The sequence below is a fragment of the Halomonas sp. SpR1 genome (assembly GCF_031010175.1).
Lineage (GTDB): Bacteria > Pseudomonadota > Gammaproteobacteria > Pseudomonadales > Halomonadaceae > Vreelandella.
Genome location: NZ_JAUAMB010000050.1, coordinates 1 through 10890, shown reverse-complemented (window position 1 = coordinate 10890; position 10890 = coordinate 1). Strand labels below are relative to the sequence as shown.

Sequence of the window (10890 nt, the reverse complement as noted above, 5' to 3'; positions counted from 1 at the left end):
TTAGTTCTTCAAGTTGATGTGTTCGATCACTTTGTTACTAATACGCTCGCTGTCGGCCGGTGTAATACCCACCAGCTCCCGGCGGGCGTATTGGTGTTGCGGGCCGCCTTTCTCGACGCGGTCGCGCAGGCCGTAGTGGTGCACGCGGGCGATGCGGTTAATGTGACCAAGGAAACCCACTTCGGCAGCGTCTGCCGTGGTTTTGATCTTGAGGTATTTAGCGGTACGCAGCTTGGTAAACATCGCTTTGCGGCGTATGGCTCCGCTGCGGCCGCGTAGTTGGGTGCGCGGCTCATAAGGCGTGCCGTCGGGGTTGGTTTGGGCTTTGATGCGGTTGCGGTTGGCGATGCGTAGATCCCGCGCGACCGCCCTTGCCAGCACCCGGCGCTCTTTGGGGCTGAGCTTTTCAATCAGCGGCGTTAGCCAGCTTTCCAGCTGTTGGAGATCGTCGCTCATTCGCCGCCGCCTGGGCTTTGCCATTCGCTTTTGAGCTGGTGTTCTGCATCGCTTGGGCCTTTGACGTACAGCTGCCAGCTTTTCGCCGGGCAGGCGTCAATGGGGTATTCCGGCATGCGGTGTTCTGAGTCTATGCGGCCGGTTTCACAATTCACCTTGGCAACGACGCGCTCGGTTAGGCGCACGGTGATGGCCAAATCCCAACTGGTGTTATTGAGGATCTCGGCTTCCAGCTGGACGGCTTCGTCGGGATCGAGATCCGGCTGGTAGTGGTTGAGCCACTGGAGCAACGGCACCATGACGGTATCGAGTGAGCCGCTGTAGTCGGTGATGACGATTTGGGCGTCTACCGCGTATTGGTGGCTGAGGTTCTGTCCCCGGGCGAACTTGATCTTGCCGTCGTTCACGAAGGTGTGGAGTTGCTCTGGGTTGCGTGCCAATTCAGGGACACTAGCGATTAAATGCGCCCTTAGGTGCTGTAATTTGATCATTGTGCGCCTTCCTGGTGGCAAATAATGATGGTATCCACTTCGGCGGCGCACTGTGCCCAGGCGGCTTCGGTGCGTTCCAGCTGCAGGTGCAGTTCGCCGTTGGTGTGCGGGTTACTCGCGGGCAGGCTGCAGGGGCTGGGCGTTGCGCACTGATTGATCGTAATCACGGGCACCGGTGACGGCGGGGCGCTTGCGCAGCCGGATAACAGCGCTAGGCAGGCGAGTGTTGGCCCAATTGCGTAGCGTGGCGTTTTCACGGTGGAGTTCCTCAATGGTGGCCAGGCGGTTGGCGGCGGTATGGCTAAGCGCGGCCTGCTGTTCTGCCAGGGCGCGGCGTTGGGCTTCCAAGCGGCGGGCGTTCTCCCAAAGCGCGTCGATAATCACCAGGCTTTTCTGTTCCCGGTAGTGAGATTCTGCCAGTTGCTGTTCGGCCAATTCGGCGCGGGCATCCGCGGCAGTGCTACGTTGCCACAGCGCCCAGGTGACCAGCACCACCAGCAGCAGGATGGCCAGGGCGGCGAGCAGGCGGTTCATGGGGTGGGCTCCTCTTTGATGCCTTCCAGGCACAGCTCGCGTTCGGTGGCGCGGCGTTTGACCAGGCCGTTGAGCTGCCTGCCCCCGGCGTACACCCAGCGGCTTAGCTCGTGGCAGGCGCCGCGCAGGTCGCCAGCGTTGAGTTTGCGCAGCAGGGTGGAGCGGGCAAAGGCGCCTTCCCCCACGTTGTAAACAAACGAGGCCAGCGCGGCGCGGGTGGGTGGCGGTAGATCCACCTGGGCAAGGCGATCCACGGCGGCAAAGGCAGTGCCTAGATCCGCCTGCAGCAGTTGGGTGCATTGCGCCTGACTAAGCGTTTGGCCCATGCGCGCAGTGGCGGTGTGGCCGTAGCAAATGGTGGCGATGCCGACCGGGTCGCGGTAGGCAGTGGGCTGGTAGCCTTCGTAATAGGAGACCACGGCTGTGGCAATGCTGAGCGCCCCGGCGGTGGCCCCAATGGCCATGCGGCGTTTAAGACTCACGGCGGCGCCTCCAGTAGGCCCGTAGGCGGGTTAGGTAGCGCGGCAGCAGCAGGCCGATCTGCAGCGCCAGGTAGAGCAGCGTTAGCACCGTGACCCAGTCGGCGGGTGTCATGCCGCCCATGTGCAGCAGCGAGACGACCGCCGGCGGGGCGACTTTGACGCTCTCTGTGGTGATTTCATACGGGTGGCTCATGAGCTCCTCAGTTCCAAAGTTGGAGTGGCGGTTGGGTCGCGCGGGCGTCGGGCGGTGGCGGCAGCGTGACCGGGGTGCCTTCGCGCAGGACTGGCCCTTGATTCACCAGGTGTGGGTTGAGCTTCAGCGCCTGCTCGGTGATATCGGCGGTTTTGCCGTAGACGCGGTAGAGCAGGGCGTCCAGCGTTTCGCCCTGGTGGGCATGGGCCACGCGCTTCATATCAGCTCGACCGTGGTGTGTTGGCGGCCGACTAATTCAGCGATGGCCCAGCGGGCATCGGCGCGATAGTCGTCGGCGGCCAAGTCTTTGGCTTCGCCGCGTTCGTCGCCTTTGCCGGTGGCGGAGGCGTCGCGATAGCGCTCCAACAGATCCGCTTGGGCTTGGGCATACACGGCACGCGTGTAAAGCAACTGGATATCACCGGGCGATTGCCAGGGCTCGGGCGGTATGGCATCGCAGGCCATGCGGCCCGCCTGTTGGTGGGCGTGCTGGTAGTTGGCCAACTGGCGGTTAACGTCGGCCACGGCGGCGCGCAGCGATTGGCGGATGCGCGGCGGCGTGACGTTGTGCACGCGCTCCTCTTCGCGGAAGTCGTTAGGGTCGATATCCGGCCAGAAGCCGTTATTGATGATGGTTTCCAGCGTTGGGCTGGGGGAATTGGTGCCGTATCCGATCATGGTGGCTGCCGTATTTAAGAAGGGGGTGGACTGCTTTGCGCGAGGCTAAAAGCCCTTGCTCAGCAGTGCCCCCTTGCCGTCGGGGTGCGACTCGGTTGGCGGTCAGGCGGTGGCCTGGTCGCCCTGTTTTTTGATCAAGCGTTCCAGCTGCTGGATGTCTTGCTTCACGCCAATGCGTTCATCCAGCGCTAACGCTTCTTTGAGCTGTGCCAGCGCGCTTTGAGGATCTTCGGCGGCGCGCAGGGCGTAGCCGTAGGCCTTGTGTAGCTTTGCTTTGATCTCATCGTGCATATCGTGGCCATCGACAATGGCGGCGGCGCGGGCCATGACGTTGGCCAGGGCGTCGGCATCGGCATCTTCCTTGGCCAGGGCGCTTTTGACGCCTTCGGCGATCTCTTCGGCGAGGATGCTGACGGTGTCCCGGGCGTAGCGGTCGGGGGTGTCGATGTTGTGTTTCACGGCATAGGCCCCAATCGCGAGCGCTTTTTCAAAATCCCCCACGTCGATGCACCAGACCATCATGGTCATGAGCACGTCATCTTTGGCGCCGTTGCCTTCGCTTAATACGCCGTCGATGTAGGGCAGAAATTCCGGCAGCAGCTCGCGCTTTTTCTCGATTTTGGCCTGGATCGATTTAATGCTTTTCAGCGTGCGGGTGGCTTCATAGAGCGCGCGGGCGTGGAGCTCGTACTGCTCGCCTGCCTGCTGTTGGCCGGGGGTGGCAGCGCCCGCCGCTTTCGCGGCGGACACTTGCTCAAAATGCTTTCGGGCTGGGCTTTTCATCGGTTCCCCTTATTCGGCTTCTGTCAGTTCGATGTTTTCAACCAGGCAGCCGAAGCCGTAATCCTCAACCACATAGGCGTCGTTGCTGGATTCGTAGTTTTCGATGCGGTTGCGCTTGGGGTTGTCGATGACATGACGGCGGCGGCTGCCCAACTGCCAGTACAGCGAGAGGTTGGCCAGTGAGGTCACTAGCAGCGAGCCGTCGGGCACGAAGGGGGCGCGCACGGCTTGCAGGCCACCGACGCGCTTTTGGCTAACCATCATGTCCAGGTCGCGGGCTTCGCTGGGCGTTTCGGCGAATTGCTGGATCATGGGGAAGTATTTATCGGCCAACATTTTGCGGCCCATGATGGCGACCAGGGCGGTGTCCTCCCGGAACCAGGGGGCGATCATTTCGCTGACCGCATCGAATACCAGGGCGTCGAGGTTTTTATAGTCACCGGCCGGGCCAACGATGACTTTGCCCGCCGTGGCGCCGCCGGTGAGCACGCGGGCGGGGGCGTGGGTGCGGTATTGGTGCAGCCAGCCTTTGTTGACGTCTTCCAGCATGGGGTTGGCGGTGCGGTCGGTTTCCACGGCGGCACTGGTGCCGTTAAAGCCGACCATGATGCGATCCAACGCCTGGCGTTTGATGATGGCGTTGCGGATACGTGCCTGAAAATCCGGGAAGCGTGACCAGGCGTCCAGCTGTGCCCAGCGAATGTGAGTATCGAATTCGGTGCTGACACATTCGTAAGTGGTATCGCTAAGCTCGGTCACGTCGCGGGTGCTGCGGTCTTTTTCGTCGACGTTGGTGCGCCCGGCGATGGGGCCGGAGACGCCCAGGCCGACTTTCTGGCCTTTGATCTCATCCACGCCAATAACGTTGATTTGACCCAGGAAGGCGCTGGTTTCCTGCATCTTGCTTTCCAGCGTTTGCTGGACGCTGGGCTCGACGTTGAACTGCTCGCCAGTGTTGTCGACGCCGTTTAGCTGGGCTAAGCGAGTTTTGAAGGCGTTAAAGGCTTTACGGGTATCGTTGCGCATTGGGGTTCCTTGAAGTGGTGGCGGTGGCCCTGGTTTCTACTGGCTGGCCCGCGCTTAGCAGTCGGTTAGCTGAGCATCGCCGCCGGTGGCGGGGGCTCGGCGTGAGGTGTCCGGCGTGTTGTCGAGCTGGGTGTATAGCTCTTCAAAACGCTTTTTCAGGTCGTCGTGGGCGGTTTGCAGCTGGCTGAACTGGTCGGCGGTGGGGCGAGCTTCCAGTTCATCGGCCAGGGCGTTGTAGTGTTCGGCGACCACTTCCAAGGTGCCTTCCAGTTCGGTGCGGAAGGTTTCAAAGCCTTTGGCGGTTTTGGTGTCCTGGCGGCTGAACAGGGCGGCGATCTTGGCTTTCAATCCTTCGGCGGCCGGTGGCTTCTCTTCGCTGAAGTCGAGCTCGATCTCTACCGCTTCGCTGAACAGGTTGTCGGCGTGTTGCTTGCGGCTGGCCAGCGGTGAGGCATTACCCGCTTCGCGGCTGAACTTGATCATCTCGGTACCCAGCGAGGCGGGGGAGTCGGTGACCGCCAGGCCTTCTAGGTAGGCTTGGCCGGTGTCGCCAAACTTGGGGTTGACCTCAATGGAGCTGTAGACCTTTTGGCGCTTTTTGTTGATGGCTTTGAGTTCGTCGGTGGGGTCGATTTCGGCGAACAGGGCCAGCTTGCCGTCTTCGACTTCGCGGGCTTCCACTGACAGCACATCGCCGAGGGCGTTAAACACGCTATCAGCGGTCATGCCGCGGATGTGCTCCATCCAGACGCGGGCGCCGTATTTTTTGGTGTCGTAGTTGGCGGCCATCTGCTCGATCCATTCGCGTTGGATCTCACGGCCGTCGGTGGTTGCGCCTTCAGTGGCGACGCGGAAAAACTTGGGCATGTTGGACTTCCTGAGCAGGGTGGCGGTTGATGTGGCTCAGGTTCCGCGTGTAAGCGTTTTGGCTCAACGGTTGCGCGTTGTGCGGGCGGGCTAGCACAAGGCGTGGCAGGCGTGGGCATCGCGCGCGGCGGGTACGCTGGCGACATGACGACGACAGCCCTCGACACGATCCCAAGCACGATAGAAACGCCGCGACTAACGGCCCGCCATTTGTATTGGCAGGGCTGGCGAGTGGCGCGCATTGCTGAGCATATCGGTGAGAAACCGGCCACGGTGCACAGCTGGAAAGCGCGCGACCGTTGGGAAGATGCCACGCCGACCGAGCGCGTTGAGCACACGCTTGAAGCGCGCATGGTGCAGCTCATTGCGCTGCCGGAGAAAGAGGGGAAACACTACAAAGAGATTGACCTACTCGGTAGGCAGATCGAGCGACTGGCCAGGATTCGTCAGTACCAGGAAACCGGCCGCGAGGCGGATCTAAATCCCAACATTGAGCGGCGCAACGCGGGGCCGAAAAAGAAGCCCCGGCGTAACGCGCTGGAAGAAGAGCAGATCGAGGCGCTGGACGCGGCGTTTCTGGAATCGCTGTTTGAATACCAGGCGGTATGGCTGGAAGCGGGTCAGAAGCACCGCATCCGCAATATTCTCAAAAGCCGCCAGATTGGGGCCACCTGGTACTTTGCCCGGGAGGCGATCGTCGATGCGTTCAAAACCGGGCGCAATAAGATCTTCCTTTCCGCCAGCCGCGCCCAGGCGCATATCTTCCGCAACTACATCGTGCAGTTCGTTAAAGAGGTGTGCGATGTGGAGCTTAAAGGCGATCCGATTGTTTTGGATAACGGCGCCGAACTGCACTTCTTGGGTACCAACTCCAAAACCGCCCAGGGTTACCACGGCGATGTGTATCTGGATGAGTACTTCTGGATTCATCGCTTCGCCGAGTTCCGCAAGGTCACTAGCGGCATGGCCATGCACAAGAAGTGGCGGCAGACGTATTTCTCAACGCCTTCAAGCGTTGGCCATGAGGGGTATCCGTTCTGGAACGGTGAGCTGTTCAACAAGCGGCGTAAAAAATCTGAACGCGCTGAGTTTGATGTCAGCCATGACGCGCTAAAGAACGGCAAGCTGTGCCCAGACGGCCATTGGCGGCAGATCGTGACGGTGCTGGATGCCATGGAAGGCGGCTGTGACCTGTTCGATCTTGACCAGCTGCGCATGGAGTACTCGCCAGAAGAGTTCGACAACCTGTTGATGTGTGGCTTTGTCGATGACAGCCAAAGCGCCTTCCCGCTGGCGGTGATGAAAGCCTGCATGGTCGATAGCTGGGAAGTGTGGGACGACTACCGACCGTTTGCCCCGCGACCAGTGGGCGATCGGGAAGTATGGATTGGTTACGACCCCACCGGTACCGGCGAAGATGGCGACGGCGCGGGGCTGGTGGTGGTGCTACCCGCGCGCTCCAGCGAGGAAAAACACCGGGTGCTGGAACGCCACCGCTTGAAGGGCCAGGACTACGAAGATCAGGCCGCCTTTATCGAATCCTTCCGCGACAAATACACCATCGGCCATATCGGCATCGATACCACCGGCATCGGCGGCGCGGTGGCCGAATACGTGGAGAAGTGGTTCCCCACGGTGGTGCGCTACCGCTACGACGTTTCGCTGAAAACAAGCATGGTGCTGCAGGCCCAGCAGATTATGCGTAAAGACCGGCTGGAGTTTGATGCGGGCTGGTCGGATCTTGCCGCCTCCTTCATGGCGATCAAAAAAGAGCTGACCGGCAGCGGCCGCCAGTTCACCTATGTGTCCGGCCGCAGTAAAGCGACCGGCCACGCTGACTTGGCTTGGGCCACCATGCACGCCCTACATTTTGAGCCTCTCGACGGCCCCGCCAGTGAAGGCGCTGGCCGTTCTATCATGGAGTTTTCTGACGATGACGATTAACACCGCAGCGGCCAAGCCGCGCATTCGCGTGCCTGCGTATCAGGTTCAACACGATACCGCCCCGGCGGTGGCCACCGGCAGCGGCCGCATGGAGGCGTTCACCTTTGGCGACCCTGAACCGGTCACCAGCATGCGCGATGTTTGGTATGAAGGCGTTTGGCTTACGCCGGATGAGTGGTATGAGCCGCCGATCCCGCTAAGCGTGTTGGCTAAGAGCTACCGGGCCACCGCCCACCATGGCAGCGCCTTGCAGGTGAAGCGCAACATTCTGCTGAAAACCTTTATTCCCCACCCGCTGTTGAACCGTCGCACCTTTAGCTCGCTGGCACTCGACTACCTGGTGTTTGGTAATGGCTATCTGGAGGACGTGCGTGGGCGGCTAGGGCGGCGGCTGGGGTTACAGCATCGCGGGGCCAAGTATATGCGCCGGGGTGAGGATGACCGCTATTGGTGGGTACCCAACTACATGGAACGGGTAGAGCTGCCCGCCGGGCGTACCGTCCACCTGCTTGAGCCGGATATCGATCAGACCATCTATGGGGTGCCGGACTATATCGGCAGCCTGCAAAGCGCCTGGCTCAACGAATCTGCCACCCTGTTCCGCCGCCGCTACTATCTCAACGGCAGCCACGCGGGCTTCATCATGTACGTCAACGACCCGGCCCACGATCAAAAAGACATCGACGATATGCGTAAGGCGCTCAAGCAGAGCAAAGGGCCGGGTAACTTCCGCAACCTGTTCCTTTACTCCCCCCGGGGCAAAAAGGACGGGGTGCAGATCATCCCAGTGTCAGAGGTCGCGGCCAAAGACGAGTTCTACAACATCAAAAACATCACCCGCGACGACCAGCTGGCCGGGCACCGTATCCCGCCGCAGCTAATGGGCGTGGTGCCTCAAAACGCTGCCGGATTTGGCGACGCGGAAAAAGCCGCCAAGGTGTACGTCGCCAACGAGCTAGAGCCACTCCAAGCCACTTTCAAAGAGATCAATGAGCACGTGGGGGAAGAGGTGGTGAGGTTTGATCCGTATTTGTTGGATCTTGAGGCATAAAAAAAGCGCCTGGCATGCCAGGCGCTAATCGCTGATTCATCCTTGAAAACAAAGGGAGCATCCGGCCCCGCAAGCGATAAAAAGACTATACCTTAAAACTGTATGTATGAACAGGTAATCAAGGATGATGAATAAACCGATTTTGCCCTGGATGGGCGGCAAACGACGCTTGGCCAAACAGATCTTACCGCTGTTTAAACCGCACACCGCCTACGTAGAACCCTTCTGCGGTGGGGCGGCGATCTTCTTTATGAAAGCCCCCAGCAAAGTGGAAGTGATCAACGACGCGCATGGGGAATTGGTAAATCTCTACCGCATCGTGAAGCACCACCCTGATGAGTTGGTGAAGCAGTTCCGCTGGGGGCTGATTAGCCGCGAAGAGTACCTCACTCAAAGAGAGATCGACCCCCGCCACCTAACCGATATCCAACGGGCGGCGCGTTTCTTCTATCTGCAAAAGCTCGCGTTTGGCGGCAAGGTCAGCGGCCAGACGTTTGGCACCTCGGCGGTATCACCGCCCCGCATGAACCTGCTGCGTATCGAGGAAGATCTAAGCGATGCCCACCTACGCTTATCCAGGGCGGTGGTCGAGCACTTGGATTGGGCGGAATGCATTCGGCGGTATGATCGTGAAGGCACGCTGTTCTATCTCGATCCACCCTACTGGGGCACTGCCGGGTACGGCTGCGACTTCCCCCTGGAAGAGTATTACCGCATGGGCGAACTAGCCCGAACCGGCCAGGGGCAGTTTGTGATCAGCGTCAACGACACGCCGGAGATGCGCGATGCATTCAAAGGCCTAACCCTACAAACAACTTTAATTAGGTATACTGTGGGGCAGCAAGCAACCGAGCCACGCGGGGAGTTGATTATCACAAACCGCTAAACCTCTAGCCAGCTATCTAACCAACGCCAAGCCGCTCTAAAAGGGGCGGCTTCTTCATGTGAATATGAAAGGGTAAACGTCAGTGCAGGAACTATTTCTAAGCCTCATCTCTCAGTTCTTCAACCGGGATCGTAACTTAAGTAACTTAAGCGATGCGCTTGAAGAGTACAAAAACGACAAACAAAGCAGCGCCGCGCAGTTGCGTTTGGAAGCCACATTCTTCAAGGCCTTCAAGAAAAGAGCTTCAGCTAAATTTATTGATCGCCTTGCACAAAGTGAATGGGGGCCGCTAGAGGCACTAACGGTGTTCGGCCGCACATCAGTGGCAGTTAGCTGTGACTTCTCTACCCATAATATGAAGCTTAGCCGATGGTTTAATTCCGGGAGTGGCAGGCGTGCGGTGATTGCCTTTCTTCTAGGTTTGCCAGCAGTTGTGCTCGGGATAGCCTTTTTTTTGGTCGGGTTGTTCATCTTGTACGTGGTATTTCTTGAGGTGTATTTGACGGGGGGAGATGAGGTTTTAAAAGAAGGGATTAGGACGGCGGTGAAGATCTTTTCAGTTGGAAGTATTGGGATCGCCGTAACTGTGTTTGGTGGGTTCTTTACCTATATGGGCTGGGATCTGGTGGCTGCTTTAGAAAGTGAGAATAAAGCGGTGGAGCTATACAAGGAGCTCAATCCAGATTCATAGAACTTTCACCCACGCCGCGCCATCGTCACCCCGCCCCGCCCGCGCGCTAAATGTAGTGGTTTTTATGCACCTTTGCAGTAGTGCCTCAAGCCGCGCCAGTGCTGGGCGGGAGAACGGTTCTAAGGGTAGTATTTTTTATGCGTTTTCATGCGGATATTTGCAGTTTTTGCGGCGGTCAGTAAAAAGGCGTGAGGTAGTGAGTGGCAAGCATTTCTAAGATGGGTTTTCGGTGGGCATCCCAGGTTCGATCATCGACCAGATCGGCGACGACGGTTGGCATTTCGGCGTTGGTAATCCATAGCTCTTCGGTATCGGCTGGGGTTAAGCCGATCTTAGAGCTTTGTCTTTGCAAGCGGATTTCAAACCAGGCGTAATGGTCGCCGTTCTTATCTTGGCGTAGGCGGTAGGTGAAGCGCTTAATTTTAAGGTTTTTCCCGATGTTCACTGCACCACCTAGAGGCCTTATAGCTACGTAGTTCAATCCGGTAAACGATTGAATTACAATGCCTGGGTGATTGGCTTTTACATAGTTTTTTTTCGCTTAATCTACTGATTTTCTTGTTTAATTGTAATATCTTGTAATCAGTAGGTCCCGGGTTCGACTCCTGGTGTCGGCACCACTGAAAAGTGGTTAAAAAGTTAAGCGTTAGAGAATTAGATTAAGCCGTCCGAAAGGGCGGCTTTTTCGTAGTGCGCCAGGCATGGCGCGCAGCGCCTTGACTGGCGCTGTTCCTGGGGGTGGTGCCTCAGGATGACTTGGGGGTGAAAGTCCCCTGCACGCCCGGCAAGGGGAAGTGCTAGCCGACGG

Annotated in this window: 16 protein-coding genes; 4 read left to right on the top strand and 12 right to left on the bottom strand. The window is 58.8% G+C overall.

The window, feature by feature from the left end:
* The 11 genes from QT231_RS22300 to QT231_RS22255 all read right to left on the bottom strand — a co-directional run bounded on the left by QT231_RS22300 (nucleotide 1) and on the right by QT231_RS22255 (nucleotide 5510).
* Nucleotides 1-456, bottom strand: a complete 456-nt coding sequence (locus tag QT231_RS22300) for a phage virion morphogenesis protein (protein WP_308338987.1) — start codon at nucleotides 454-456, stop codon at nucleotides 1-3.
* Nucleotides 453-947, bottom strand: coding sequence for a phage tail protein (locus tag QT231_RS22295; protein ID WP_308338986.1), 495 nt, complete (start codon nucleotides 945-947; stop codon nucleotides 453-455). Before QT231_RS22295 ends, QT231_RS22300 begins: the two co-directional genes overlap by 4 nt.
* A complete protein-coding gene (lysC, locus tag QT231_RS24345; protein WP_374694425.1) occupies nucleotides 944-1156 on the bottom strand; it encodes an Rz1-like lysis system protein LysC in 213 nt (70 codons plus the stop codon). Before lysC ends, QT231_RS22295 begins: the two co-directional genes overlap by 4 nt.
* On the bottom strand, nucleotides 1059-1481 hold the full coding sequence (gene lysB, locus QT231_RS22290) for an Rz-like lysis system protein LysB (RefSeq protein WP_308338985.1): 423 nt from the start codon (nucleotides 1479-1481) through the stop codon (nucleotides 1059-1061). The genes lysC and lysB overlap by 98 nt, the downstream gene beginning before the upstream one ends.
* Nucleotides 1478-1963: a lysozyme gene (locus QT231_RS22285; protein WP_308338984.1), complete on the bottom strand. Its 486-nt coding sequence runs from the start codon at nucleotides 1961-1963 to the stop codon at nucleotides 1478-1480. Before QT231_RS22285 ends, lysB begins: the two co-directional genes overlap by 4 nt.
* Nucleotides 1953-2156, bottom strand: coding sequence for a hypothetical protein (locus QT231_RS22280; protein ID WP_308338983.1), 204 nt, complete (start codon nucleotides 2154-2156; stop codon nucleotides 1953-1955). The genes QT231_RS22285 and QT231_RS22280 overlap by 11 nt, the downstream gene beginning before the upstream one ends.
* Nucleotides 2157-2163: 7 nt before the next feature.
* Entirely contained in the window at nucleotides 2164-2376 is a 213-nt protein-coding gene (locus QT231_RS22275) for a tail protein X (protein ID WP_308338982.1), read from the bottom strand.
* The gene (locus QT231_RS22270) at nucleotides 2373-2834 is read right to left on the bottom strand and encodes a head completion/stabilization protein (protein WP_064234082.1); all 462 of its coding nucleotides are present in this window, start codon (nucleotides 2832-2834) and stop codon (nucleotides 2373-2375) included. Before QT231_RS22270 ends, QT231_RS22275 begins: the two co-directional genes overlap by 4 nt.
* A gap of 102 nt (nucleotides 2835-2936) precedes the next feature.
* On the bottom strand, nucleotides 2937-3617 hold the full coding sequence (gene gpM, locus QT231_RS22265; protein ID WP_308338981.1) for a phage terminase small subunit: 681 nt from the start codon (nucleotides 3615-3617) through the stop codon (nucleotides 2937-2939).
* A 9-nt stretch (nucleotides 3618-3626) separates the two neighbouring features.
* Entirely contained in the window at nucleotides 3627-4643 is a 1017-nt protein-coding gene (locus tag QT231_RS22260; RefSeq protein WP_308338980.1) for a phage major capsid protein, P2 family, read from the bottom strand.
* A 54-nt stretch (nucleotides 4644-4697) separates the two neighbouring features.
* A complete protein-coding gene (locus tag QT231_RS22255) occupies nucleotides 4698-5510 on the bottom strand; it encodes a GPO family capsid scaffolding protein (protein ID WP_308338979.1) in 813 nt (270 codons plus the stop codon).
* Nucleotides 5511-5654: 144 nt separating this feature from the next.
* Here QT231_RS22255 and QT231_RS22250 point away from each other — a divergent pair, with 144 nt between their 5' ends.
* From QT231_RS22250 to QT231_RS22235, 4 genes are all read left to right on the top strand, one after another.
* The gene (locus tag QT231_RS22250) at nucleotides 5655-7454 is read left to right on the top strand and encodes a terminase large subunit domain-containing protein (protein WP_308338978.1); all 1800 of its coding nucleotides are present in this window, start codon (nucleotides 5655-5657) and stop codon (nucleotides 7452-7454) included.
* A complete protein-coding gene (locus tag QT231_RS22245) occupies nucleotides 7444-8505 on the top strand; it encodes a phage portal protein (RefSeq protein ID WP_308338977.1) in 1062 nt (353 codons plus the stop codon). Before QT231_RS22250 ends, QT231_RS22245 begins: the two co-directional genes overlap by 11 nt.
* A gap of 124 nt (nucleotides 8506-8629) precedes the next feature.
* Nucleotides 8630-9391: a DNA adenine methylase gene (locus tag QT231_RS22240; RefSeq protein ID WP_308338976.1), complete on the top strand. Its 762-nt coding sequence runs from the start codon at nucleotides 8630-8632 to the stop codon at nucleotides 9389-9391.
* A gap of 82 nt (nucleotides 9392-9473) precedes the next feature.
* On the top strand, nucleotides 9474-10082 hold the full coding sequence (locus QT231_RS22235) for a hypothetical protein (RefSeq protein ID WP_308338975.1): 609 nt from the start codon (nucleotides 9474-9476) through the stop codon (nucleotides 10080-10082).
* Nucleotides 10083-10257: 175 nt separating this feature from the next.
* Here QT231_RS22235 and QT231_RS22230 read toward each other — a convergent pair whose 3' ends face one another.
* A complete protein-coding gene (locus QT231_RS22230; RefSeq protein WP_308338974.1) occupies nucleotides 10258-10527 on the bottom strand; it encodes a hypothetical protein in 270 nt (89 codons plus the stop codon).
* Between the last annotated feature and the right edge of the window lie 363 nt (nucleotides 10528-10890).

What these genes read in the sequence shown, in the direction of transcription:
- QT231_RS22300 (WP_308338987.1), bottom strand. Translation starts at nt 456, where the DNA reads ATGAGCGACGATCTCCAACAGCTGGAAAGCTGGCTAACGCCGCTGATT.
- QT231_RS22295 (WP_308338986.1), bottom strand. Translation starts at nt 947, where the DNA reads ATGATCAAATTACAGCACCTAAGGGCGCATTTAATCGCTAGTGTCCCT.
- lysB (WP_308338985.1), bottom strand. Translation starts at nt 1,481, where the DNA reads ATGAACCGCCTGCTCGCCGCCCTGGCCATCCTGCTGCTGGTGGTGCTG.
- QT231_RS22280 (WP_308338983.1), bottom strand. Translation starts at nt 2,156, where the DNA reads ATGAGCCACCCGTATGAAATCACCACAGAGAGCGTCAAAGTCGCCCCG.
- QT231_RS22275 (WP_308338982.1), bottom strand. Translation starts at nt 2,376, where the DNA reads ATGAAGCGCGTGGCCCATGCCCACCAGGGCGAAACGCTGGACGCCCTG.
- QT231_RS22270 (WP_064234082.1), bottom strand. Translation starts at nt 2,834, where the DNA reads ATGATCGGATACGGCACCAATTCCCCCAGCCCAACGCTGGAAACCATC.
- gpM (WP_308338981.1), bottom strand. Translation starts at nt 3,617, where the DNA reads ATGAAAAGCCCAGCCCGAAAGCATTTTGAGCAAGTGTCCGCCGCGAAA.
- QT231_RS22260 (WP_308338980.1), bottom strand. Translation starts at nt 4,643, where the DNA reads ATGCGCAACGATACCCGTAAAGCCTTTAACGCCTTCAAAACTCGCTTA.
- QT231_RS22255 (WP_308338979.1), bottom strand. Translation starts at nt 5,510, where the DNA reads ATGCCCAAGTTTTTCCGCGTCGCCACTGAAGGCGCAACCACCGACGGC.
- QT231_RS22250 (WP_308338978.1), top strand. Translation starts at nt 5,655, where the DNA reads ATGACGACGACAGCCCTCGACACGATCCCAAGCACGATAGAAACGCCG.
- QT231_RS22245 (WP_308338977.1), top strand. Translation starts at nt 7,444, where the DNA reads ATGACGATTAACACCGCAGCGGCCAAGCCGCGCATTCGCGTGCCTGCG.
- QT231_RS22240 (WP_308338976.1), top strand. Translation starts at nt 8,630, where the DNA reads ATGATGAATAAACCGATTTTGCCCTGGATGGGCGGCAAACGACGCTTG.